Source organism: Streptomyces sp. CRN 30, from assembly GCF_034105845.1.
In genome coordinates, this window is sequence record NZ_JAVRHI010000396.1 from 41,593 (window position 1) to 65,776 (window position 24,184).

25 protein-coding genes are annotated in these 24,184 nt (G+C 71.9%); 12 read left to right on the forward strand and 13 right to left on the reverse strand.

Annotated elements, in window-relative coordinates:
• Positions 1 to 465: 465 nt before the first annotated feature.
• The gene (locus UW392_RS43065) at positions 466 to 1,458 is read right to left on the reverse strand and encodes an asparaginase (protein WP_320780748.1); all 993 of its coding nucleotides are present in this window, start codon (positions 1,456 to 1,458) and stop codon (positions 466 to 468) included.
• A 141-nt stretch (positions 1,459 to 1,599) separates the two neighbouring features.
• Positions 1,600 to 2,220 (reverse strand): AmfC protein, encoded by a 621-nt coding sequence (locus UW392_RS43070; RefSeq protein ID WP_320780749.1) that lies wholly within the window; start codon positions 2,218 to 2,220, stop codon positions 1,600 to 1,602.
• A gap of 280 nt (positions 2,221 to 2,500) precedes the next feature.
• On the opposite strand from UW392_RS43070, the gene dtd reads away from it, so the two are divergent.
• Positions 2,501 to 2,926 (forward strand): D-aminoacyl-tRNA deacylase, encoded by a 426-nt coding sequence (gene dtd / locus UW392_RS43075; RefSeq protein WP_320780750.1) that lies wholly within the window; start codon positions 2,501 to 2,503, stop codon positions 2,924 to 2,926.
• Between the two features lie 43 nt (positions 2,927 to 2,969).
• Here the strand turns inward: dtd and UW392_RS43080 are convergent, their stop codons facing one another.
• The 3 genes from UW392_RS43080 to UW392_RS43090 form a co-directional block, all read right to left on the reverse strand.
• Positions 2,970 to 3,938: a folate-binding protein gene (locus UW392_RS43080; RefSeq protein ID WP_320780751.1), complete on the reverse strand. Its 969-nt coding sequence runs from the start codon at positions 3,936 to 3,938 to the stop codon at positions 2,970 to 2,972.
• A gap of 10 nt (positions 3,939 to 3,948) precedes the next feature.
• On the reverse strand, positions 3,949 to 4,386 hold the full coding sequence (locus UW392_RS43085) for a transcriptional repressor (protein WP_320780752.1): 438 nt from the start codon (positions 4,384 to 4,386) through the stop codon (positions 3,949 to 3,951).
• A 65-nt stretch (positions 4,387 to 4,451) separates the two neighbouring features.
• Positions 4,452 to 5,027, reverse strand: a complete 576-nt coding sequence (locus UW392_RS43090; RefSeq protein ID WP_320780753.1) for an FABP family protein — start codon at positions 5,025 to 5,027, stop codon at positions 4,452 to 4,454.
• Positions 5,028 to 5,301: 274 nt separating this feature from the next.
• Between UW392_RS43090 and UW392_RS43095 the strand changes: the two genes are divergently transcribed.
• Positions 5,302 to 5,664: a DsrE family protein gene (locus tag UW392_RS43095; RefSeq protein WP_320780754.1), complete on the forward strand. Its 363-nt coding sequence runs from the start codon at positions 5,302 to 5,304 to the stop codon at positions 5,662 to 5,664.
• A gap of 47 nt (positions 5,665 to 5,711) precedes the next feature.
• On the opposite strand, the gene UW392_RS43100 is transcribed toward UW392_RS43095, so the two are convergent.
• From UW392_RS43100 to UW392_RS43125, 7 genes are all read right to left on the reverse strand, one after another.
• Positions 5,712 to 5,978, reverse strand: a complete 267-nt coding sequence (locus UW392_RS43100) for a DUF3099 domain-containing protein (RefSeq protein ID WP_320780755.1) — start codon at positions 5,976 to 5,978, stop codon at positions 5,712 to 5,714.
• 130 nt (positions 5,979 to 6,108) lie between these two features.
• Positions 6,109 to 6,396: a DUF1416 domain-containing protein gene (locus UW392_RS43105; RefSeq protein WP_030187974.1), complete on the reverse strand. Its 288-nt coding sequence runs from the start codon at positions 6,394 to 6,396 to the stop codon at positions 6,109 to 6,111.
• Positions 6,397 to 6,425: 29 nt separating this feature from the next.
• Positions 6,426 to 7,265, reverse strand: a complete 840-nt coding sequence (locus UW392_RS43110) for a sulfurtransferase (protein WP_320780756.1) — start codon at positions 7,263 to 7,265, stop codon at positions 6,426 to 6,428.
• A 143-nt stretch (positions 7,266 to 7,408) separates the two neighbouring features.
• Entirely contained in the window at positions 7,409 to 7,492 is an 84-nt protein-coding gene (locus UW392_RS67135) for a putative leader peptide (protein WP_350807544.1), read from the reverse strand.
• Positions 7,493 to 7,695: 203 nt separating this feature from the next.
• Positions 7,696 to 8,430: a DUF2993 domain-containing protein gene (locus UW392_RS43115; RefSeq protein ID WP_320780757.1), complete on the reverse strand. Its 735-nt coding sequence runs from the start codon at positions 8,428 to 8,430 to the stop codon at positions 7,696 to 7,698.
• Between the two features lie 135 nt (positions 8,431 to 8,565).
• Positions 8,566 to 9,939, reverse strand: a complete 1,374-nt coding sequence (locus UW392_RS43120; protein WP_320780758.1) for a hypothetical protein — start codon at positions 9,937 to 9,939, stop codon at positions 8,566 to 8,568.
• 7 nt (positions 9,940 to 9,946) lie between these two features.
• Positions 9,947 to 10,201, reverse strand: a complete 255-nt coding sequence (locus UW392_RS43125; RefSeq protein ID WP_320780759.1) for a MoaD/ThiS family protein — start codon at positions 10,199 to 10,201, stop codon at positions 9,947 to 9,949.
• Between the two features lie 754 nt (positions 10,202 to 10,955).
• On the opposite strand from UW392_RS43125, the gene UW392_RS43130 reads away from it, so the two are divergent.
• From UW392_RS43130 to UW392_RS43155, 6 genes are all read left to right on the forward strand, one after another.
• Positions 10,956 to 11,765 carry a response regulator transcription factor gene (locus tag UW392_RS43130; RefSeq protein WP_320780760.1) on the forward strand — a complete coding sequence of 270 codons (810 nt, stop codon included), beginning with the start codon at positions 10,956 to 10,958 and terminating at the stop codon, positions 11,763 to 11,765.
• A gap of 82 nt (positions 11,766 to 11,847) precedes the next feature.
• Positions 11,848 to 12,870, forward strand: coding sequence for a LacI family DNA-binding transcriptional regulator (locus UW392_RS43135; RefSeq protein WP_320780761.1), 1,023 nt, complete (start codon positions 11,848 to 11,850; stop codon positions 12,868 to 12,870).
• Positions 12,871 to 12,984: 114 nt separating this feature from the next.
• Positions 12,985 to 14,070: a S1C family serine protease gene (locus UW392_RS43140; protein ID WP_320780762.1), complete on the forward strand. Its 1,086-nt coding sequence runs from the start codon at positions 12,985 to 12,987 to the stop codon at positions 14,068 to 14,070.
• Between the two features lie 101 nt (positions 14,071 to 14,171).
• Positions 14,172 to 14,912, forward strand: coding sequence for a response regulator transcription factor (locus UW392_RS43145; protein WP_320780763.1), 741 nt, complete (start codon positions 14,172 to 14,174; stop codon positions 14,910 to 14,912).
• Positions 14,909 to 16,342 carry a HAMP domain-containing sensor histidine kinase gene (locus UW392_RS43150; protein WP_320780764.1) on the forward strand — a complete coding sequence of 478 codons (1,434 nt, stop codon included), beginning with the start codon at positions 14,909 to 14,911 and terminating at the stop codon, positions 16,340 to 16,342. Before UW392_RS43145 ends, UW392_RS43150 begins: the two co-directional genes overlap by 4 nt.
• 218 nt (positions 16,343 to 16,560) lie before the next feature.
• Complete coding sequence (locus tag UW392_RS43155; RefSeq protein ID WP_320780765.1) at positions 16,561 to 18,642, forward strand: pectinesterase family protein; 2,082 nt, start codon at positions 16,561 to 16,563, stop codon at positions 18,640 to 18,642.
• A gap of 70 nt (positions 18,643 to 18,712) precedes the next feature.
• On the opposite strand, the gene UW392_RS43160 is transcribed toward UW392_RS43155, so the two are convergent.
• On the reverse strand, positions 18,713 to 20,536 hold the full coding sequence (locus UW392_RS43160; protein ID WP_320780766.1) for a bifunctional metallophosphatase/5'-nucleotidase: 1,824 nt from the start codon (positions 20,534 to 20,536) through the stop codon (positions 18,713 to 18,715).
• Positions 20,537 to 20,739: 203 nt separating this feature from the next.
• Here UW392_RS43160 and mshD point away from each other — a divergent pair, with 203 nt between their 5' ends.
• The 4 genes from mshD (at position 20,740) to UW392_RS43180 (ending at position 24,069) form a co-directional block, all read left to right on the forward strand.
• On the forward strand, positions 20,740 to 21,666 hold the full coding sequence (gene mshD, locus UW392_RS43165; protein ID WP_320780767.1) for a mycothiol synthase: 927 nt from the start codon (positions 20,740 to 20,742) through the stop codon (positions 21,664 to 21,666).
• Between the two features lie 107 nt (positions 21,667 to 21,773).
• Entirely contained in the window at positions 21,774 to 22,184 is a 411-nt protein-coding gene (locus UW392_RS43170) for a GntR family transcriptional regulator (protein ID WP_320780768.1), read from the forward strand.
• Positions 22,181 to 23,068, forward strand: coding sequence for an ABC transporter ATP-binding protein (locus tag UW392_RS43175; RefSeq protein WP_320780769.1), 888 nt, complete (start codon positions 22,181 to 22,183; stop codon positions 23,066 to 23,068). Before UW392_RS43170 ends, UW392_RS43175 begins: the two co-directional genes overlap by 4 nt.
• Entirely contained in the window at positions 23,065 to 24,069 is a 1,005-nt protein-coding gene (locus UW392_RS43180) for an ABC transporter permease (protein ID WP_320780770.1), read from the forward strand. The genes UW392_RS43175 and UW392_RS43180 overlap by 4 nt, the downstream gene beginning before the upstream one ends.
• Positions 24,070 to 24,184 lie beyond the last annotated feature (115 nt).

Genomic DNA, 24,184 nt, shown 5'->3' on the forward strand with positions numbered 1-24,184 from the left:
GCAGTTCATGGGAAGGTGGTTATGAGCCGACTCCAAGAGGAGATAAGAAAGATAGAGTTGGTCACCAACTTCGACAACATGGTCAGGCTAACGGGGGGTTGGCATCAGTGACGCCGGCCGGGCTCCCCACGGGAGGGGGGTCGGGAGCCCGGCCGGCCTCGCAGCACCGTCACAGCCGCACCATCACAGCCGCACAGTCACAACCGCATACGGTGACAACTTCACATCGCCACAACCGAATACGGCACACACAACTGAATACCGGGGAGCCTGCAACACCTCGTCACCGCGCATACGGATCACGGTGACAGCACCAGCGATCAGCGACCGCAGGGAAGGAGCACGGCTCAGCACGGCTCAGAAGAGGTCCGGGCACCACAGACGCCTGGACGTCCGCGGAAGGGCGTCGCCCACCAGGGCGGCGCCCTTCCGCCGCTCCGCCCGCCGCTCCGCCCGCCGCGCGCCTCAGAACATGGCCCTGATCTCCCCCACCTCCAGGCCGCCGCCCAGCAGCGGCACACCGCCGATCCGGGAGACCACCGGGGCGTCCACGCCCAGGAGGGCGAGGGCGCGGGCGAGGACCGGGCGGAGCGCACGGGTGCCCCCGTCCTCCACCTTGAGCGCCAGCGCCCGGCCGTCCGGCAGTGCCACCGCCTGGACGGCCTCCGCGCCCATCTTGGACAGCACGCCCGGGACCTCCCGCATCAGCCAGGTATCGTGCCGCCGGGTGCCGGCGACGTACTCGGGGTGGGTCCGCATGGCGTCCGCGACGCGGCGTTCGGCGGTGCCGGGGGCCGCGAGGACGAAGGAGCGGAAGGCGCGGGCGAGCCCGGTGAGGCCGATCGCCATGAGGGGCGCGCCGCACCCGTCGGTGCCCACCGAGGCGACCGGCTCGCCCGCCGCCTCCTCGACCACCGTGTGGATCAGCCGCTGGAGGGGGTGGTCCGGCTCCAGGTACGACTCGGTGGGCCACTCGCGCAGGACGCAGGCCGCGAGCATCGCCGCGTGCTTGCCGGAACAGTTCATGGTGACCCGGTCGCGGGCCGCGCCCGAGGCGAGGTACGTCTCCGCCTCCTCCTGGTCCAGCGGCAGGTCCGGCGGGCACTGCAGCCGCGCCGGCGTGAGCCCGTGCTCGGCGAGCATCTTCTGCACCAGGTCCCGGTGAAACGGTTCTCCGGAGTGGCTGGCGGCGGCCAGGGCGAGACGCTCCCCGGCGAGGTCGAGACCGGCCCGCAGGATGCCGGCCGCCTGCATCGGCTTGTTGGCGGACCGGGGGAAGACGGGCGCCGTCACGTCCCCGAGCGCCAGCTCCACCGAGCCGTCCGCGGCCAGCAGCACCAGGCTTCCCCGGTGCCGGCTCTCGACGAAGCCGGAGCGTACGGCCTCGGCGAGGACGGGCGGCGCGGCGGGAGGGGGGTCGAGGGGCGTCGCGGGGGGCGTGGCAGGGGTGACGGTCATCGGCGGTCGGCCTTCCGGAACGGGGACCTGCCCCGGCCCGGCCGGGGGTCTCCCGTCCGGCGCCACGTGACGGCGGTCGGCGGGCCGGTGACCGGTCGGGTCCGGCCGGACCCGGCACCGGGCGTCTCTGCCGCCGAAACGTCACCTGAGCAGGTCGTCTACTTGTGCTTCCCCTTCACGGTACCTGCGGGCGATCTCCGAGCTGCAGTCGTCGGCCGTGCGCTGGAGCTGCTGCCGCCGGCGGGAGACCTGCCGCTCGTAGCGGGCGAGCCGGCCCAGGCCGGCGGCCAGCTCGTCGTCCGTACGGGCCCGCAGGTCGGAGAGCTCCACCTCGCCGAGCATCTCCGCGGCCAGGGCCCGGTACTCCGCACCGCGCGGCGTGCCGACCGTCACGTGGCGGGCGGAGGAGCGCCGGCGGGTGGGCGCGTCCCGGAGGATCTCCGTGAGCCGGTCGACCAGACCCGCGGGCGCCGCCGTCCCGCCGCGCCGGGCCAGCTCCGCGCGCAGGATGTCGATCCGCCCCTGAAGCAGCCGCCGCACATAGCTGAGGTCGGCCTCGTCGCGCTGGGCGTCCCGGCGCAGCTCCCGCAGTTCCGGGAGGCGGAGTTCCGTCAGTCCGGGCCGCGGGGGGCCGGGGCGCAGGGGCGGACTGTCCGTGCGCTGGGTGGGCGGGCGGGGCGCCCCCGCGGCGGCCCACTCCGCCGGCCACGCCCCCGCGCCCAGGTCCGCACTGCCGCTCGTACTCGCACTCGATGCGCTCATGCTGCTGCCACCCGTCCCCTCGACCGGCGCGGCGCGGATCACGCACGCACCACAACACCCGCATGGTGCCACCAGAAGTGGACGCTATGTGACCGAGTGCCCTTGATCGGCCCAGATGGCCGGTTGAGGATATGAAGAACGATCATCCTCGCGGCACACGGCGCGCACCTGGGGTGACGCGGGGCGAAACGATTGCGCTCGGCGCGCGCCGGTCGTTCGTACCGGCTCCCGTCCATACCCCCGAACGGGTGACCCCGGTGCGCACGGCATCATGGTCCGCATGCGTGCGGTGGTGCAGAGGGTGGACGGCGCGAGCGTCGTCGTCGACGGCGAGACGGTCGGGGAGATCGACGGCGAGGGGCTGTGCGTCCTGGTCGGCGTGACCCACGAGGACACCAAGGAGAAGGCGGACCGGCTGGCGCGCAAGCTCTGGTCGCTCCGCGTGCTCCAGGACGAGAGGTCGTGCAGCGACATCGACGCGCCGCTGCTCGTGATCAGCCAGTTCACCCTGTACGGGGACGCCCGCAAGGGCCGCCGCCCCACCTGGAACGCCGCCGCGCCCGGCGAGGTCGCCGAGCCGCTCGTGGACGAGGTGGTGGCCCGGCTGCGCGCCCTGGGCGCGACGGTGGCGACGGGCCGGTTCGGCGCGCAGATGCGGGTCTCGCTGACGAACGACGGCCCGTTCACCGTACTGATCGAGGTCTGACGGGTCCGGTCGGATCGAGTGCGGCCGGGCCCCGTCCACAGGCCTACGGCTCGACGACGGCCTCCTGCGCCGCCGCCGTGTCCCCGGCCAGCAGGCGCGCGTCCAGCGGCACGTTCCGCTTGACCAGCGCGAGTGCGACCGGGCCGAGCTCGTGGTGGCGTACGGACGTGGTGATGAAGCCGATCCTCCGGCCCTCACCCTCGCCCTCACCCGCGACGCGGATCTCGGTGCCGTGCGCGGGCAGGTGCACCTCGCTGCCGTCCAGGTGCAGGAAGACCAGGCGGCGCGGGGGCTTGCCCAGGTTCTGCACGCGGGCCACGGTCTCCTGGCCGCGGTAGCAGCCCTTCTGCAGGTGCACCGCGGTGCCGATCCAGCCCAGCTCGTGCGGGATGGTGCGGTGGTCGGTCTCGAAGCCGAGGCGGGGCCGGTGCTGCTCGACGCGCAGCGCCTCGTACGCGAGCAGTCCGGCGGCGGGGCCGGCGCCCTCCGCGTACGCCTCCAGGTCCGCGCGGGGCAGGAAGAGGTCGCGGCCGTACGGGGTCTCGCGGACGACGACGCCCTCGGGGACCTCGGCGATGGAACCGGCCGGCAGGTGCACGACCGCGATGTCGTCCGTCCGGTCCGCCACGTCCACCCGGTAGAAGAACTTCATCGACTCCAGGTACGCGATCAGCGCGCCCTGCGTGCCGGGCTCCACGTGGGCCCAGACGGTCTCCCCGTCGTCGACGAGGTACAGCGCGTGCTCGACGTGGCCGTTGGCGGACAGCACGAGCGCTTCGGTGGCCCGGTGGGCCGGCAGGTCACTGACGTGCTGGGTGAGCAGCAGGTGCAGCCAGCTGAGCCGGTCCGCGCCGGTGACGGTCACGACGCCCCGGTGGGAGAGGTCGACGAAACCGTCGCCGCCGGCGAGGGCGCGCTGCTCGCGGAACAGATCGCCGTAGTGGGCGGCGACGCCTTCGTCCACGCCCTCGGCGGGGACGGCGCCGGGCAGGGACAGCAGTGGGCTCTTCATGGGACCAAGCCTACGACTTGGTAGTTGAAGCCTTGAGGGAGCAACCCTCGCACCGGCCGAAGATGGCGAAGTGCTTCAGGTCCGTGTCGAAACCGAACGTCTCACGGAGCTTGTCCGTGAACTCGGCGGCCACTTCGACGTCCGCCTCGATCACGTTCGTGCAGTCGCGGCAGACCAGATGGAGATGGTGGTGCCGGTCCGCGAGGTGGTAGGTGGGCGCCCCGTGCCCCAGATGGGCGTGCGAGACCAGCCCGAGTTCCTCCAGCAGCTCCAGCGTGCGGTACACGGTGGAGATGTTGACCCCCGACGCCGTCTTCCTCACTTCGCCGAGGATGTCGTCGGGGGTCGCGTGCTCCAGGGTGTCCACGGCTTCGAGCACGAGTTGCCGCTGCGGGGTCAGCCGGTAGCCGCGCTGCCGCAGATCACTCTTCCAGTCGGTGCTCACCACACGGGAAGTCTAGGGCGAGTCGCGCGGAAGCGGTCGGGGAAGTCGCCGGAGTCACCGAAAGGCGCTCACCGGAAGAAGGCGATCCCGTCGTCCGGCATGTCGTCCGGGAGGGCCTTGGCCCAGCGCTCGACGTCCTCGGGCGTGACGACCTTCTTCAGGTGGGCCGACATGTAGGGGCGCAGCTCGACCTCGGGGGTCTGCTTCTCGCCGACCCACATGAGGTCGCTCTTCACATAGCCGTAGAGCCGCTTGCCACCGCTGTACGGGCCCGAGGCGGCGGTCCGGGCCACCGCGTCCGTGACCAGGTCGATCTGCGGCTTCTTCTCGGCCATCTCGCCGTACCAGACCTCGACGACACCGTCGTCACGGACCATGGTGACCTCGACCTTGCGGTCGGCGTCGATCCGCCAGAAGCCGAACTCGCTCTCCAGCGGACGGACCTTGTTGCCGTCGTTGTCGAGCACCCACGTGTGGGAGCGGTACTCCAGGAAGTCCCGGCCGTCGTGGGTGAAGGTGACCTCCTGGCCGAAGTTGCACTTCTCGTCGCCGGGGAAGTCGTGCACGCCCGCACCGGCCCAGTTCCCGAGCAGGAAGGCGAGCGGGACGAGGTCCTTGTGCAGGTCGGACGGGATCTCAATCATGGGATAGGAAGTTCCTCGATGGGGGTCAGCGCTGGCCCTGGTACAGCTTCTTCACTGCCAGCCAGGTGAAGGCGAGGACGCCGACGGCGACCAGGACCAGCAGGACTTCGAAGAAGATCTCCACAGGGTGCTCCTCGATTGAGCGGGTGTAGCGCATACGTACACGGGGCCGGGCCCCAGCTTACGCGGCGGGGGCCCGGGTTTCCGCGTGAGGTGGGGCTCGGCCGGACGGGGCGGCCCCGGGACGGCCCGCCCCACGGACTACCATCCCGCCATGGCGAAGAAGCTCCTGATCAAGGTGACGGCCGGGGCGGACGCCCCCGAGCGCTGTTCGCAGGCGTTCACCGTGGCGGCGGTGGCCGTGGCCAGTGGGGTGGAGGTGTCCCTCTGGCTGACCGGGGAGTCCGCCTGGTTCGCGCTGCCGGGGCGGGCGGCCGGGTTCGAGCTCCCGCACGCGGCTCCGCTGCCCGATCTGCTCGACTCGGTCCTGGCCGGCGGCCGCCTCACCCTGTGCACCCAGTGCGCGGCCCGGCGCGACATCACCGAGGCGGACGTCCTCGAGGGCGTGCGGATCGCGGGCGCGCAGGTGTTCGTGCAGGAGGCGATGGCGGACGGCACCCAGGCACTCGTGTACTGACCGTGACGTGGCGTGACCAGCGTGACGGGGCCGTCAGGACGTGCCCGTCAGGGCTGTCTGCGCCGCTTCCTGCCGTCCAGCTCGTCCCACCACTCGTCGGACTCCTCGTCGCCGGAGGGCGCGTCCCACCACCGGTCGTCGGGGCCGCGGCGATTGGCCACGATCGCGGCCAGCGGTGGGATGACCATCGCCACCACGCACATGCCGACGGCCACGGGCACCGACCAGAGGCGGACGACGGCGCAGCCCAGGACGAAGAGCGTCAGGCAGACGCCCATCATGGCGAAGTACACGTGCCGCCGCCGTGCGTACATGTCTCCCAGCGTAGGCCCGGAACGGGCGCCCGCACGCGGTACGGCGAAGGGCCGTACCTCCGGGCCCTTCGGCCCCGGGATACGGCCCTTCTCGCTGTCCGGCTTCCGCCGGCCGCCGTCACACGGCTGCTCAGACGGCGATGGCGACCTCCGCCAGGCCGCCCTGCTGAGCGACCACGGTCCGGTCCGCCGTGCCACCGGGAACGAGGGCCCGCACGGTCCAGGTGCCCTCGGCGGCGTAGAAGCGGAACTGTCCGGTCGCCGAGGTGGGCACCTCTGCGGTGAACTCACCGGTCGCGTCCAGCAGCCGGACGTAGCCGGTCACCGGCTCGCCGTCGCGGGTCACCTGCCCCTGGATGGTGGTCTCACCCGGCTTGATCGTCGAGGCGTCCGGGCCGCCGGCCTTCGCTCCACACATGTGCTTCTCCCTTGCTTGGCGGGGCCGAGCTACTTGGCGGGGCCGAGCTCGATCGGCACGCCCACGAGGGAGCCGTACTCGGTCCAGGAGCCGTCGTAGTTCTTGACGTTCTCGACACCGAGCAGCTCGTGCAGCACGAACCAGGTGAGCGAGGAGCGCTCACCGATGCGGCACAGGGCGATGGTGTCCTTGGAGAGGTCGATCTGCTCGTCCTCGTAGAGGGCCTTGAGCTCGTCGTCGGACTTGAAGGTGCCGTCGTCGTTGGCGTTCTTCGACCACGGGATGTTGCGCGAGGACGGCACGTGGCCGGCGCGCTGCGACTGCTCCTGCGGCAGGTGGGCCGGGGCGAGCAGCTTGCCGGAGAACTCGTCGGGCGAGCGCACGTCGACGATGTTCAGCTTGCCGATCGCGGCGACGACGTCGTCGCGGAAGGCGCGGATCGAGGTGTCCTGCGGCTTGGCCGTGTACGTGGTGGCGGCGCGCTCGGGCACCTCCTCGACCAGCTCGCGGGCGTCCAGCTCCCACTTCTTGCGGCCGCCGTCGAGGAGCTTCACGTTCTCGTGGCCGTACAGCTTGAAGTACCAGTAGGCGTAGGCCGCGAACCAGTTGTTGTTGCCGCCGTAGAGGACGACCAGGCTGTCGTTGGCGATGCCCTTGGCCGAGAGGAGCTTCTCGAAGCCCTCCTGGTCGAGGAAGTCGCGGCGGACCGGGTCCTGCAGGTCCTTGGTCCAGTCGAGCTTGATCGAGTTCTTGATGTGGTTCTTGTCGTACGCGGTGGTGTCCTCGTCCACCTCGACGACGACGAGGTTCTCGTCGGACAGGTGCTCCTGCAGCCAGTCGGCGTCGACCAGGACGTCGCTGCGGCTCATGTTGTTCTCCTCCGGGGCAGTTGCGGCGGTGCTGTGCGTGACGAAGCGGGAGGTGCGCGGTCAGGCCCGGCGGGCGGGCGACGCGGCGCACGGGCGGCCCTGGATCGGGGCCAGGGCCCGGGGAAACGGGAGGCGCGCTCCCGTCAGACGGCGCGACAGAGCATGGCGGCGACGCGGCACAGGTCGACTGCCCGCCGCTTCGTGAGGTCCGCCTGTCGCTGCTTCATGCGCCCGATCGTAAGGACGGACGGGTACGCGTGTCACCGATGTGTCGCATCGTGAGACAAGACCGTCCGAAGTATGGGAAGGGCGGGGCTCCGCAAGGCGCAGGGGACCGCTGCGGACGCATGTTCGGGAGGTCGTGACTGCGGTACGGACAGCCGCGTCTCGCCTGACGGACGGCCGGGCCCACGCGCGGCCGTCAGCTGTCCTACCCCGCCAGTTCGACGTCCGAACCCTTCACCGTGATCCGCACGCCGTCCGCGGCGCCCTCGACCTTGTCGAGCGCGATGCCGCCGGGGAGCTTGTCGATGGCCTGCTGGAAGTCGGTGAACGAGCGCATCGCGCTGTCGGGCAGGCTCACGCCCAGGTCCGGCAGGGAGTCCGCGCGCGCCTGGACGGTGCCGTCCTCGACGGCGACCGAGCTGAGCACGGTGACCGGCTCGGGCAGGTCGAGGCCGAGGACGGTCGCGTCCACCTCAAGCTTGATCTTGCCGTCGCCGCCGTCGGAGAGGCCGACCACCCGGGCCGTCACCCCGGGCGCGATCTGGGTGGGCTCCGACTTCGCGGCTTTGAGGAGTTCCCCGTACGGGATGATCGCGCTGCCCGTGGCGGACCGTGCGGTGGCCGAGCTGAAGTCCCCGGCGAAGGCGACCCCGCGCATGTCGGCCCTCAGGTCGGTGATGCGGACGGTGCCACCGCCGTCGCCGGAGGGCGCCTCGTAGTCCGGTATGCCCACCTCGACCTCGTCCAGCTCGCCGCCCGCGACCTGGGTCAGGAAGGGAAAGCCCTGGATGGACACGTCCGGTGTGCTGCTCAGGCCCTCGCTGGTACGCAGTCTGTCGGCCGCCTCGTTCTCGGCGAAGTTGACCGCGACACGGTCCGCGATCACGAAGAGTCCGCCGAGGATCACGGCGACGACGATCAGTGCTCGCAGTGCGCGCATGTCCTGGATCCCGCCCGTCAGCTCGTCGCTCGTCAACGGCCCGAGCGGCCGCTTGCACGCGACCCTAGCCGGGCGGGAGGCGGAACGCGGTGTCTTCCCGATGAGGAGTCGATCACCCGTGCCGGCCGGCCGCGCCTACCCCAGCGCGCGGCCCAGCAGGTAGACCGCGGGCGCCGCCACCGCGAGGGGCAGCGCCACACCGGCCGTGAAGTGCACGAAGCGGGACGGGTAGTCGTAGGCGGCGACGCGGTGACCGGCCAGGGCGCAGACGGCCGCGCCCAGCCCGACGAGGGCCCCCTGCCCGCCCAGGCCCGTCATCGAGCCCGCCGCGATCCCGGCGCCCGCACCGGCCAGCAGCGCCACGACCACGGAGGCCGCCGCCGGCAGGGGCAGGGCGCGGGCGAGCACCGCCACGGCCACCGCCGCCGCGCCCGCCGTCACCGCGTCGGACTCGGCCGCCAGGTACCCGGTGGCGATGATCGCCAGGGCGGCCGACGCGACCGTCGCCGTCAGTCCGTACATCCGCTCGTCGGGATCGGCGTGGCTGCGCAGCTGGAGCACGAGCGTCAGCAGGACCCACACGCCGAGGGTGCCGAGGATGGCGGCCGGTGCGTTCTCCCGGCCGACCGCGAGCAGGGCCACGTCGGCGGTGAGCGCGCCGGCGAAGGCCAGCACGATGCCCTGCCGGGCGGGCCACATGCCGTTGAGCCGGAACCAGCCGGCCGCGGTCACCGCCTGGAGAATCACCAGCGGCACGACCAGGGCGTACTGGCCGATCGCCGCCGTCGCGGAGAGCAGGATCCCGAGGACGGCGGTGAGCAGCGCCGGCTGCATACCGGGCTCGATGATCGGCGACCGGCCCTCGGCGCGGGCGCGCTGGGCATCGGTGATGCGGGCGTTCCCGGTGAGGGTCGGGGGACCGTAACCGGCCTCCGGCTCCGCCTCCTGCTGCGGCTCCTGGTGCGCCTGGTGCGCCTGGTGCGCCCGCTGTGCCTGGTCGGTGGGCGCGGCCCGGCGCGTGGGCGCGGGCACCGCCGCTCCGGCGGGGGGACGGGTGGCGAAGTGCTGGGCCGGCTGCTGGGCCGGCTGCTGATGGCCGTGAGGCTGGTGCTGCTGCTGGGGCTGCTGCGTCTGATAGTGCGGTTGGTGCTGCTGATGCTGTTGGTGCTGCTGATGCGCGTGGGGCTGGGTGTACCCCTGCGGGTATCCCTGCGGCTGGGCGGCGTACTGCTGCCACTGCTGCTGTGCCTCGGGCGCCAGGGGCTGCTGCTGCCCGTACCCCTGGGACGGCAGGTAGGCCGTCTCCGCCGCGTCGGCCGCGGGGACCGGCGGCTGCAGCTGCGTCTCCCAGGTCTGGCCCGCCCACTGCTGGGTGTACTGCTGCTGTTCCTGCTCCTCCGCGTACTGCCAGGCGGGCTGCGAGGGCTGCGAAGCATGCGAGGGCTGGGCGGGCTGCTGCTGGTACGGGTCGTACCCCTCGTAGGGGGAGCCGTGGGGCTGGTTGCTCATCGTGTGGTCACCCTCCTGCGAACGGCGGGAGCACCTCGACCGTGCCGCCCTCGGCCAGCCGTACCGTCTCATGTCCGCGGGTGCCCACGGGATCACCGTCGACGAGGAACGAGCATCGCCGCAGCACGCGGACCAGTTCGCCCGGGTGTCGCCCGCGGACCGCGTCCAGCGCCTCGGCGAGCGTGCCCGCGTCGTACGGCTCCTCGGCGGTCCCGGCGGCGGCCTTGGCTGCGGCCCAGTACCGCACCGTGCCCTTTGCCATCTCGTCCCTCAATCGTCGTGACGCACATCAGTGTTGGTGTACGCGGTGAACACCGCCAGGCTAGCCGCCCGCGCCGAACGGGGCGGCCAGGGGACCGAACGCCGACCGAACACCGTACGAGAACGGGTCGGAACGGGCACTCAGGGGCGACCCCGTGCGCCCTGCGGGCCGACCGGCCCGACCGCCTCGGCGCGCACACCTCGATACGCATCCACCCGCGCTCCTGTGCGCCCCTGGCACCCCCGGCACTCCCGGCGGTGCGAACACGGAGTGACGTGAGGGTGGCGTTCCGGCGTCGCGCACGACGCCCCCTGGCTCGCGCACGACGCCGATCGGCACCCCGTCGTACGTGCGCGGAGGCCTCCGCGGCGGCGTGCGCACGCCCTTCTCCGGGGGCCGGACGGCAGGCGGTGGCGCCACATGACCTGCCGCACCAGTGCTCATGTGGGCTATTCTGCTGAGTGAAGGACTCGGGCAGCGTTGCCCCCGGGTCCTTTTGTGCTTTCGGAAGCGTTGTATACGACGCGGGAAACCGCAGGTGTACGGCGGGTCCACCGCACAGCGGGTCCCCGGGGCGCGGGATTCGCACCGTACGAAGCAGTGCCGCAGACTCCCCCACCCCTGTGAAGAGGGCGTGGGAGTGCCCCATCGCAGGGACCGAGGAGGAACCGAACGTTATGGGCGAGCGAACCGTGCACGAACCGACGACGACCCGGGTGCTCGAGCGAGGCCGCAAGCACGAGGGAGGAGCGCGATGAGCTCTCTGTTGCTGCTGACCAACGCCCTCCAGCCGTCGACGGAGGTGCTCCCCGCCCTCGGCCTGCTCCTGCACAACGTACGCGTGGCCCCCGCGGAGGGCCCCGCCCTGGTCGACACCCCCGGCGCCGACGTCATCCTGATCGACGGCCGCCGCGACCTCCCCCAGGTGCGCAGCCTGTGCCAGCTGCTGCGGTCCACCGGGCCCGGCTGTCCGCTCGTCCTCGTCGTCACCGAGGGCGGCCTCGCGGCCGTCACCGCCGACTGGGGCATCGACGACGTGCTGCTGGACACCGCGGGTCCCGCCGAGGTCGAGGCCCGGCTGCGGCTCGCCATGGGCCGCCAGCAGATCGTCAACGACGACTCGCCGATGGAGATTCGCAACGGCGACCTGTCGGTGGACGAGGCGACGTACAGCGCCAAGCTCAAGGGCCGGGTGCTCGACCTGACCTTCAAGGAGTTCGAGCTCCTGAAGTACCTCGCGCAGCACCCGGGCCGCGTCTTCACGCGCGCGCAGCTGCTCCAGGAGGTCTGGGGCTACGACTACTTCGGCGGTACGCGCACCGTCGACGTGCACGTACGGCGGCTGCGGGCCAAGCTCGGCCCCGAGCACGAGTCGCTGATCGGCACCGTGCGGAACGTGGGCTACCGGTTCGTGACGCCCGAGAAGGCGGACCGCTCGGCCGAGGCGACGGCCAAGGCGGCCGCTCGGGCACAGGACGCACGAGACGCACAGAGCACACAGAGCGCGCAGAGCGCACAGGAGACGGCACCCGCGGACGCCTCCGAGGTGGGCGCGGAGGCCTGACCCGCGCGCGGGGCGTGACCGGTTCCGTACCGGGAGCCGGTACGCCCTGCCCAGAGCCTTGCAATCCGCGTAGACTCCGCGCGTGGCCAAGGTGACTCGGGACGACGTGGCGCGACTTGCGGGGACCTCCACCGCCGTCGTCAGCTACGTGATCAACAACGGACCCCGGCCGGTCGCCCCGGCCACGCGCGAGCGCGTCCAAGCAGCGATCAAGGAGCTGGGCTACCGGCCCGACCGGGTGGCCCAGGCCATGGCGTCACGGCGGACCGAGCTCATAGGCCTGATCGTGCCGGACGCCCGCCAGCCCTTCTTCGGGGAGATGGCCCACGCCGTCGAACAGGCGGCCGCCGAGCGCGGCAAGATGGTCCTCGTCGGCAACTCCGACTACATCGCCGAGCGCGAGGTCCACTACCTGCGGGCCTTCCTCGGGATGCGGGTCTCCGGCCTGATCCTGGTCAGCCACGCGCTGAACGACAACGCGGCCGCCGAGATAGACGCCTGGGACGCGCGCGTGGTGCTGCTGCACGAGCGGCCCGAGGCGATCGACGACGTCGCGGTCGTCACGGACGACATCGGCGGCGCCCAGCTCGCGGTGCGCCACCTGCTGGAGCACGGGCACGAGTACGTGGCCTGCATGGGCGGTGTCGCGGAGACCCCGCTGGTCGGCGACCCCGTCTCCGACCACGTCGAGGGGTGGCGACGCGCCATGCAGGAGGCGCGGATACCCACGGAGGGGCGCCTGTTCGAAGCCCCGTACAACCGCTACGACGCGTACGAGATCGCCCTCGATCTGCTGGCCGGCCCGGACCGGCCGCCCGCGATCTTCTGCTCCACCGACGACCAGGCGATCGGCGTGCTGCGCGCGGCGCGCGAGCTGCGCATCGAGGTACCGCAGGAGCTGGCGGTCGCCGGCTTCGACGACGTCAAGGAGGCCGCGCTGACGGACCCGCCGCTGACGACCGTCGCGTCGGACCGTACGGCGATGGCCCGGGCGGCGGTGGACCTGGTGCTCGACGACGGGCTGCGGGTCGCGGGCTCACGGCGCGAGCGGGTGAAGCTGTTCCCGTCGCGGCTGGTGGTCCGGCACTCCTGCGGCTGCCGGTAGCCCTCCCTCCTGGCCGCCCGGCGGAAGGCGCCGCGTCCTCAAATCGGGCGAACGCGGTTCTGCCGGGCTTCTCAGCCGGGACTCAGGGAGCTCTCATGGACGGGCGACAAGCTCATGGACATGACCGAGAGCAGCTTCCGCCGCAGCGGCGAGTACGACCACCAGTACCCCCAGGGACACGGACAGCAGGTCTACACCCCCGGCGCCCCCACCACTTCCGCCACTCCTGTCGCTCCTGTCCCTTCCGTCAATCCGGAGTGGCCGCCCCCGCCGGCGTACGAGCCGAGTGCCGCGCGGGACGTGCGGGAGCCCGCTCCGGCGCCCAGGAAGCGCACCCGTGGCCCGCTGGCCCTGCTGGCCGCCGTGGCGATCGTCGCCGCGGCCATCGGCGGCGGCACCGCGTACGGCATCCAGGAGCTGACCGGCAAGGACGTCACGGCCGCCGCCTCGACCAGCACCAGCGTGGTGCCGACCAGCGAGAAGGGCACCGTCGCGGGGGTCGCCAAGGCGGTCAGCCCGAGCATCGTGGAGATCAGCGCCTCCTCGAACGCCGGCGAGTCCACCGGCTCCGGGGTGATCATCACCAGTGACGGCGAGATCATCACCAACAATCACGTCGTCTCCGGCGCCTCCTCGGTCACGGTGACGACGGACGACGGCAAGGAGTACGGCGCGCAGGTCGTCGGCACCGACAGCGCGAAGGACCTGGCACTGATCAAGCTGGAGAACGCCTCGGGGCTGACGGCCGCCTCCCTGGGCGACTCCGACAACGTCCAGGTCGGCCAGGAGGTCGTGGCGATCGGCTCCCCCGAGGGCCTGACCGGCACCGTGACCAGCGGCATCGTCTCCGCTCTCGACCGGGACGTGACCGTCTCCACGGACGAGAGCCAGGGGCAGCAGCAACAGCAGCAGGGTGGCGGCGAGTGGCCGTTCGAGTTCGGCGGCCGGCAGTTCAACGGGGACACCGGCTCCTCGACGACGACGTACAAGGCGATCCAGACGGACGCCTCCCTCAACCCGGGCAACTCCGGCGGCGCCCTGATCGACATGAGCGGCAACATCATCGGCATCAACTCCGCGATGTACTCGTCGAGCTCGGCCTCCTCCGACGCGGGCAGCGTGGGCCTCGGCTTCGCCATCCCGGTCAACGACGTCAAGTCCGACCTGAGCACCCTGCGGGCGGGCGGCGCCGACAGCTGAGCCGCACGGTCCCGGGGTTCCCACTGCCCGGCCGTCCACCGGACGTGCGAGGCTGAAGACGCCCGCTACGTCCCGTCACACCGCACCCGAGGAACGACACCATGAGCCCCGCCGAAGGCGACCGCGACCCCCAGCGCATCCTGATCGTCGACGACGAGCCGGCGGTGCGCGAAGCACTCCGGCGCAGCCTGGCCTTCGAGGGGTACGACACCGAGGTGGCCGTGGACGGCGCGGACGCGCTGGAGAAGGCCACCGCGTACCGGCCCGACCTGGTCGTCCTGGACATCCAGATGCCGCGCATGGACGGGCTGACCACCGCCCGCCGGATGCGCGGCGCGGGCACCACCACGCCGATCCTGATGCTGACGGCCCGTGACACCGTCGGCGACCGCGTCACCGGCCTGGACGCGGGGGCGGACGACTATCTTGTGAAGCCGTTCGAGCTGGACGAGCTGTTCGCCCGGGTCCGCGCGCTGCTGCGGCGCAGTTCGTACGCGGCGGCCGCGGCCGCGCGGGACGGCGGCCCGCAGGACGAGGTGCTCGCCTTCGGCGACCTGACCATGAACCTCGCGACCCGCGAGGTCACGCGCGGCAGCCGGGCGGTCGAGCTGACCCGCACCGAGTTCACGCTGCTGGAGATGTTCCTGGCCCATCCGCGGCAGGTGCTCACGCGCGAGCAGATCCTCAAGGCGGTCTGGGGCTTCGACTTCGAGCCGTCCTCCAACTCCCTCGACGTGTACGTGATGTACCTGCGCCGCAAGACCGAGGCGGGCGGCGAGCCCCGCCTCGTGCACACGGTGCGCGGCGTGGGCTACGTACTGCGTGCGGGCGGCGCGGAGTGAGGGCACTCGTACGCCGGTACCGCTCCCTGCCCCTGCGGGCCCGGCTGTCGCTGCTGGTCTCGGCGGCGGTGGCGTTCGCCGTGGCGGCGGTGTCGGTGACGTGCTGGTTCATCGTGCAGGGGAAACTGTACGACCAGGTCGACAACGACCTGAAGAAGATGGTGAACCGGCCGGAGCTGGGGGACGTGGCCGAGAACGTCCTCAATCTCTGCGTCCAGGACGTGCGGGACGACATCCGCGGCATCCCGAGCAACAGTTACTTCCAGGTGGTCAAGGAGGACGGGACCGTCTGCGTGAACCCGACCGCGATCGGCAGGGTCAGGGTCTCCGACACCGACAAGGCCGTCATCAGGAACACCGGCCACGGCAACGGCGTCTTCCACGACGGGACCGACGGGAGCGGCAACGCGGTGCGTGTACTGACGGTGCCCGTGTCCACCACCGAGGGCCCGGCGGCCATCGTCCTCGCGACTCCCCTCAGGAGCACCCAGTCCACGCTCAACGAACTGGCCCTGCTGCTCCTGCTCGTCTCCGGCATCGGAGTCGTCGGCGCCGGAGCCGCCGGCCTGGCGGTCGCCCGCGCGGGTCTCCGCCCCGTGGACAAGCTCACCGAAGCGGTCGAGCATGTCGCCCGCACCGAGGACCTGGGCATCCGCATTCCGGTGGAGGAGGACAGCGACGACGAGATCGCCCGGCTCTCCCGTTCCTTCAACTCCATGACGTCGTCCCTCGCCGACTCCCGGGAACTCCAGCAGCAGCTGATCGCGGACGCCGGTCACGAGCTGCGCACCCCCCTCACCTCCCTCCGCACGAACATCGAGCTCCTCACCCGCAGCGAGGAGACCGGCCGCCCGATCCCGGAGGCCGACCGCAAGGCGCTGCTCGCCTCGGTGAAGGCCCAGATGACCGAGCTGGCCGCGCTCATCGGCGACCTCCAGGAACTGTCCCGCTCGGACTCGGACCGGCCCGGCGAGCGCGTCCAGGTGGTGGACTTCCTGGACACGGTGGAGTCGGCCCTGCGCCGGGCCCGGCTGCGCGGCCCGGAGCTCACCATCACGGCGGACCTCGCCCCCTGGTACGTCCGCGCCGAACCGTCGGCGCTGGAGCGCGCCATCGTCAACATCCTGGACAACGCGGTGAAGTTCAGCCCGGAGGGCGGCACGATCGAGGTGTCCCTGGCGCAGGGCGTCCTCACCGTCCGCGACCACGGCCCCGGCATCCCCGCCGAGGACCTCCCCCACGTCTTCGACCGCTTCTGGCGCTCACCCTCCGCGCGGGCCCTGCCGGGCTCGGGGCTGGGCCTGTCGATCGTGGCGCGGACGGTACGGCAGTTGGGCGGCGAGGTCGCGCTGGCCCGCGCGGAGGGGGGCGGCACGGTGGCGACGGTACGGCTGCCGGGGGCGCCCGTGGCTCCGCCGGAGCTCCCGTAGCGAGGTCGACCGTTCCCCCCACTGATCGCATACGCGCTCACCCGGACCGCGTCGTGTCCGACCGTCACGTCGTGGTCGACGTCATCGACCTGGTGGCTCCCCGATCGCCCGGAGCGGCCTCCGGGCCCCCGGCAACCTTTCCGCGACCGGCGCCCACCAGGGGACGGCCCGCCCGTCACGGCGGGCACCCATCCCCCCGCACGGAACGGAATCGGCGCATGACGGAGATCCGCGGCAAGGCACTGCACCGTAGACGGAGGACCGCTCCCCTGATGGCCGGGGTCCCGCTGGCCCTCGTCGCCGCCGGGACGATGGCGTACGGCGACGGGCTCGGGATCGTCGACGAGGGCGTACAGGCGCGGGCCGCCACGGCCCCCGTCGCCGCCGCGCCCGCCTGGGCCTCCGACGTGGCCGACGGGTTCGCCTCGGTCAACGCCCTGGGGCAGAACGGGACGTACGGCGGGCGGGGCGGCCAGACCGTCACTGTGAGGACGCTCGCGGACCTGGAGAAGTACGCCACCGCGCCCGAGCCGTACGTGATCGTCGTCGCGGCGGCCATCGACATGAACCCCGTCGGCAAGGAGATCAAGGTCGCCTCCGACAAGACGATCGTGGGGTCGGGCACCTCCGGGCACATCGTCGGCGGCGGGTTCTTCCTCGGCACCGGCGTGCACAACGTGATCATCCGGAACCTGACGATCCGGGACGCGTACCAGGGCGTCTGGAACGACAAGGACCACGACTTCGACGCCATCCAGATGGACGGCGCGCACCACGTCTGGATCGACCACAACGACCTGCGGAACATGGCCGACGGGCTGATCGACAGCCGCAAGGACACCACGTACGTCACCGTGTCCTGGAACCGGATGAGCCAGAACAACAAGGCCTTCGGCATCGGCTGGACGGAGAACGTCACCGCCGACCTCACCATCCACCACAACTGGATCCGCGAGACCGAGCAGCGCAACCCCTCCGCCGACAACATCGCGCACGCGCACCTCTACAACAACTACCTGGAGGACACCGCCGGGACGAGCATCAACTCCTCGTACGGCAACTACGCGCGCGGGTCCACGAAGATGGTCCTGGAGAACTCCTACTTCCAGGGCTTCAAGAACCCGGTGCAGAAGGACAGCACGGCGGCGATCGTGCAGCGCGGGAACGTCTTCTCGGGCACCAGCGGGCGCAACGAGAGCGGTGGCACGGCGTTCGACCCGAAGGCGTACTACACCTACACGCTCGACGCGGCGGCGAACGTGCCCTCGCTGCTCAAGTCGGGTGCCGGTCCGCGGAGCACGATCGGTACGGGAGCCACGGCGAGCACCCTGGCCGCCGCGGCCACCACCCTCACCGTCGCCAAGGACGGCAGCGGCCAGTACACGACCGTCCAGGCCGCCGTGAACGCCGTACCGGCCAACAACTCCTCCCGCGTGGTGATCGCCGTCAAGCCGGGCACCTACCGCGAGCTGGTCAAGGTGCCCTCGAACAAGCCGCACGTCACCATCCAGGGCACCGGCGGCAGCCGCAACGACACGGTGATCGTCTACAACAACGCGGCCGGCACCCAGAAGCCCGACGGCTCGGGCACGTACGGCACCAGCGGCAGCGCCACCGTCGCCGTGGAGGCCGACAACTTCCAGGCCCGCAACCTCACCATCACCAACGACTTCGACGAGGCGCGGAACCAGAGCCTCAGCGGGCACCAGGCGGTCGCCCTGCGCACCGCCGCCGACAAGGTGTTCCTCGACTCGATCATCGTCAACGGCGACCAGGACACCCTGCTCCTGGACACCGCGGCCAAGGACAAGCTGGGCCGGGTCTACCTGACCAACTCGTACGTCGTCGGCAACGTCGACTTCATCTTCGGGCGGGCCACCGCGGTGATCGACCGGTCGGTCATCACGCTGAAGAAGCGCTGGGACGGGTCGTCCGCCGGGTACATCACCGCGCCGAGCACGGCCGCGAACCGCAAGGGCTTCCTGATCAACCGGTCCACCGTGAACGGTGACGTGTCCGCGTCCAGCTTCTACCTGGGCCGGCCGTGGCACGCGGGCGGCGACGCCGCGCTGGACCCGCAGACCACGGTCCGCGACTCCACGCTCAGCGCCGCGATCAGGTCCACGCCGTGGACCGACATGAGCGGCTTCTCGTGGAAGGACGACCGGTTCGCCGAGTACAGGAACACCGGCGCCGGCTCGGGCGCCGCGAGCAGCAACCGTCCGCACCTGACCGACTCCCAGGCCGCCGGCCAGGAGGTCGCGGACTGGCTGGGCGACTGGACGCCGACGGCGTCCTGAGCGTCTCCGACCGTGCGACGGCCCCGCACTCCGCGTGGGGTGCGGGGCCGTCGTACGACAGCGCGGTGGTTCAGCGCACGACGGTGATCCGGTCCGCCGCCGGTGGCGCCAGCGGGCTGCCCGCCGAGGAGTTGGCCACCAGGTACTGCTCCAGCGCCAGGAGGTCGTCCGCGCCGACCAGTTCGTCCGCGCCCTCGCCCAGCGTGGTGAAGCCGTCGCCGCCGCCCGCGAGGAAGCTGTTCATCGCGACGCGGTACGTGGCCGCCTCGTCGACGGGCTCCCCGTTCAGCCGGATCGAGTCGGTGACCACGCGGTCGGCGCCCGACTTGGTCAGGTCGAGCGTGTAGGTCAGCCCGGCCGACACCTGGAGGATCTTCGGCGAGGCCGCGTTGGCGCCGCTCACCTGCTCCTTCAGCACCTGGACGAGCTGGGCGCCCGTGTAGGTGCGCAGGTTCACCGTGTTGGCGAACGGCTGGACCGTGAAGGCCTCCGCGTACGTCACCACGCCGTCGCCCTCCGCGCCGGAGGCCGCGTAGGTGAGCGGGGCGCGGATGCCGCCGGGGTTCATCAGCGCGAGGTCGGTCGCGGGGTCCAACTCCCTGCCGTACGCGAGCTGCGCGTCCGCGATCAGGTCGCCGAGCGGGGACTCCGTGCCGGTGCTGCCGATGTCGCCCGAGATGTGGCCGATGGCGCGGTTGCCGATCGGGGCGGCCAGCGCGCTCCACCTCTCGATCAGCCGGGTCATGTCGGGCGCCTTCCGCACGTCCCGGGTGACCACGTGGTTCGCGGACTCCACCGCCGTACGGGCGATGTCGCCGGTCCGGCGGTCGTACGTCAGCGTGGTGTCCGTGTACAGACGGCCGAAGGACGCGGCCGAGGTGACCGTGCGCGGGTTGCCCGCCGGGTCGTCGATCGTGCAGGCGTACGCGTTGTGCGTGTGGCCGGTGACCAGCGCGTCGACCTTCGGCGTGATGTTCTTCGCGATGTCCACGATCGGGCCGGAGACGCCGGCGCCGCCGCCCGGGGTGTCGCAGTCGTAGTTGTACGCGGAGGAGGCGGGCAGGCCGCCCTCGTGGATGAGCGCGACGACCGACTTGACGCCCTGGCGCTCCAGCTCCTTGGCGTACTTGTCGATCGTCTCGACCTCGTCCTTGAACTTCAGGCCCTTGACGCCCTCGGCGGAGACGATGCCCGGCGTGTCCTCCAGGGTCACCCCGATGAAGCCGATCTTGACGTCCTTCTTCTTCCACACCCAGTACGGCTCGAGGACCGGCTTGCCGGTCTTCTCGTCCAGCACGTTCGCCGCGAGGTACGGGAAGTCGGCGCCCTTGAACTTCTTCTTCTCGTAGCAGCCGTCGGTGGGGTGGCAGCCGCCGTTCTGCAGCCGGGCCAGTTCCCTGGCGCCCTCGTCGAACTCGTGGTTGCCGACGCTCGTGACGTCGAGGTCCAGCTTGTTCAGCGCCTCGATGGTGGGCTCGTCGTGGAAGAGGCCCGACAGCAGCGGGGAGGCCCCGACCATGTCACCGCCGGCCGCGGTCACGGAGTACGCGTTGCCCTTGCGCGCCTGGCGCAGGTGCGTGGCCAGGTACTCGACGCCGCCCGCGTCCACGGTCTCCGTCGTGCCGTCCTCGTGCGCGTGGGTGACGCGCCCGGAGGACCCGGTCGGCGGCTCCAGGTTGCCGTGCAGGTCGTTGAAGGACAGCAGTTGCACGTCCTGGTAGCGGTCCTTGGAGTGGCCGGGCTTGCCGTGGCCGTGCCCCTGCGCCTTCGTGTCACCGGCCGAGGCCGGGAGCGCGGCGACGAGGGCACCGGCCGTGGCGAGACCGGCGGCCGCGGCGGCGACGCGGTGCGTACGGCGTCTGCGGCGCTGCGGGTGGGGTGTGGCGGCTGACATCTGCTCCCCTGGGAGGTCGAGAGTCCGAGAACCCGATGAGTGGGACCCCGTCCCGGCGCAGCCTAGGGTCGACGCGCGTAGCGCGACAGGGGGAGCCGGGTTACGGCCTGATGACCTTCGCGGGAGATTCACCGCGACCCGGGCTGATCCGGGCTAAACCCCACGCTGTTCCCGCGCACCCCACCGGGCCTACCCTCGTACTCATGACCAGCCACGACACCGCCCCCCAGGGCCCCGCCCGCAGCATCGAGAGCCTCGCCGCGCCCAGCGCCGACCAGATCGAGGCCGTGTCCGCACTGCTCACCGAGGCGGCCCGGGCCGACGGGCAGATGGCGGTGTCCGAGCAGGGCCGGCTCCAGCTGCGCGGCGGCCGGCGGGAGGGCGTCCGGCACCTGCTCCTCACCGTGAACGGCACCCTCGCCGGCTATGCCCAGCTGGAGGACACCGACCCGGTGGAGGCCCCGGCCGCCGAACTGGTCGTCCACCCCGCCCACCGCGGTCACGGCCACGGGCGCGCCCTCGGAGCCGCGCTGCTCAACGAGTCCGGCAAGCGGGTACGGGTGTGGGCGCACGGCGGGCACTCCGCCGCCCGGCACCTCGCACAGGTCCTCGGCCTCACCCTGTTCCGCGAGCTGCGCCAGATGCGCCGCCCGCTGGCGGACTTCGACCCGCCGGAGCCGGCGCTGCCCGAGGGCGTCACGATCCGTCCCTTCGTGCCCGGCAAGGACGACGCCGCCTGGCTCGCGGTGAACGCCGAGGCCTTCGCCCACCACCCCGAGCAGGGCTCCCTGACCCAGCGCGACCTCGACGACCGCAAGGCGGAGTCGTGGTTCGACCCGTCCGGCTTCTTCCTCGCGGAGCGCGGCGGCGAGGTGATCGGTTTCCACTGGACCAAGGTGCACGAGGGGGAGGGGCTGGGCGAGGTGTACGTGGTCGGCGTGCGCCCCGGCGCGCAGGGCGGCGGTCTCGGCCGGGCGCTCACCACCGTCGGCCTGCGGCACCTCGCCGGGCGGGGCCTGCCGACCGCGATGCTGTACGTCGACGCGGACAACAAGGCCGCGGTGGCCGTGTACGAGCGGCTGGGCTTCGTCACGCACGAGACGGACCTGATGTACCGCACGGAGACGTGAGCGGCCCATAACACCACGGAACACCCCGAGGGGGCGGCGAGCTTGACGCCGCCCCCTCTCTTGCAGCACCCTTTCACTACTCAATTAGTGAAAGGGTGGTTGAGCGAGTGGTCGAATACCGCATCGACCGGCGCAGCGGCGTCGCCACCTACGTACAGATCGTCCAGCAGACGAAGCAGGCACTGCGCCTCGGCCTGCTGCGGCCCGGCGACAAACTGCCCACGGCCCGCGAGGTCGTGGAAGCCACCGCGATCAATCCGAACACCGTGCTCAAGGCCTACCGCGAGCTGGAGCGCGAGGGTCTGGTCGAGGCCCGCCGCGGCCTCGGCACGTTCGTGCGGAAGTCGCTGAACACCACGCCCGCCGACTCCCCGCTCCGCGCGGAACTGGCGGCCTGGGCGGACCGGGCCCGCTCCGCCGGACTCGAACGGGACGACGTGGCGGCGCTCTTCACCTCCGTGCTCGACCAGCACTTCCCGCACGACCAGCACGACCACGGCAAGGGGGACATGACATGACCGACACCGCCATCGAGGCGGCCGGACTGGGCAGGACGTTCGGGCGGCGGCGGAAACGGGCGCTGCACGAGTGCACCTTCCGGCTGCCGACGGGACGCGTGTGCGCGGTCGCCGGACCGAACGGCGCGGGCAAGTCCACGCTGCTCGCCCTCGCCGCCGGACTGCTGCGGCCCACGGAGGGCACGGTCACCGTGCTCGGCACGACCCCGGCGGCGGCCCGCGAGCGCGTCGCGTACGTCGCCCAGGACAAGCCCCTGTACCCCCAGCTCACCGTCGCCGAGACCCTGCGCATGGGCCGGGACCTCAACACACGGCGCTGGGACGCGGCCACGGCCGAGCGCGTCGTCGCCGACGGCGACCTGGACCCGGACGCCAAGGTGCGCACCCTCTCCGGCGGCCAGCGCACCCGCGTCGCGCTCGCCCTGGCCCTCGGCAAGCGGCCCGAACTGCTCCTCCTGGACGAGCCGATGGCCGACCTCGACCCCCTCGCACGCCACCAGCTCATGGGCGCCCTGATGGCGGACGCCGCCGAGCACGGCACGACCGTCGTGATGTCCTCGCACGTGATCGCCGAGCTGGAGGGCTCCTGCGACCACCTGCTCCTCGTCGGCGGCGGCCGGGTCCGGCTCGCGGGCCCCATCGACGACCTGCTCGCCGCGCACACCCTGGTCACCGGCCCCGACACCGACCTCGCCCCGCACACGGTGGTCGAGTCCCGGACGACGGGACGCCAGCTCACCGCGCTGGTCCGCCCGCGGGGGCCGGTCGGCGGGAAGCTGTCGCGCAGCGAACCGAGCCTGGAGGAACTGGTCCTCGGCCACCTCCGCTCGCCGGACGCGCCCGCCCTCACGCTGACCGACGGACCGAAGGAGGCCGCCGTATGACCGCGACGACCACGGAACCCCGCGTGGAACCCACCGCGGAGACCCCGCCCACCGCCTTCCGGGGCCTGGTCCACACGGTGCTGCGCCTGCACCGCTCGGCGCTGTGGTTCTGGATGCTGCTGCTGGTCGTGGCCGCCGGGGCGCTGCTCTGGGTGTACGGGCCGGGGGCCGACGCCGCGTGGAAGGAGTACTGGGCGGACAGCTGCGACCGGCCGGGCGCGGACGCGCCCTGCGACTTCTCGTCAGGTCCCGCGTACAACCGGTACAGCACGGTGGCCGCCTTCGGCACCGTGCTGCTGACCCTGGCGCCGTTGCTGACCGCCGCCTGGGCGGGCGCCGCCCTGATCGGCCGCGAACTGGAGCACGGTACGGCGGCCCTCGCCTGGACCCAGTCGGTATCGCCGACCCGCTGGCTCGCGGCCGAGCTGGCCGTGCCGGCCGCCCTCCTCGCCACTGGAACGGTCGCCCTCACGCTGCTGCACCGGCTGGTTTTCTCGGCCAACGGCACGTTGTGGGCGACGATGGGCATGGAGTGGCACCACGAGGAGATCTACGTCACCAACGGCACCCTCCTCACCGCCTACACGCTGCTCGGCCTCGTCGTCGGCGCCCTCGCCGGGCTGCTCGCGCGACGCGTCCTGCCCGCACTGGGCCTGGCCTGGGCGAGCCTGCTGCTGTTGCTCACCGTGCTCGGCTCCCTGCGCCCCCACCTGTGGCCGGCCAAGACGCTGACCAGCACCCTCACGGACGGCTACCCGGCCTGGACCGGCATGGTGCTGGGCGACGGCGCCCTCACCTCCACCGGCGCCCGCGTCCCGGACCCGATCTGCATCGACGACGCCGCCTGCCTCGCCCGGCACGACATCGTCGGCTTCTACCGCGACTACCATCCCTCCTCGCACTTCTGGCCGCTCCAGCTCATGGAGACCGGCATCGTGCTCGCCGTAGCCGCCGCGCTCACGGTCGCCGCGTTCGCCCTGCTCCGCCGCCGTACGGCCTGACGGTGCCCGTGGGGGGCGCCCTTGGCGGCCCCTGCGGTCCTCCCCCCGCTATCCCGTACGTCATGTCGCCGTAACCGTCGATTCAGACGGCCTTGCGAAGCTCGCTCAATGAGCC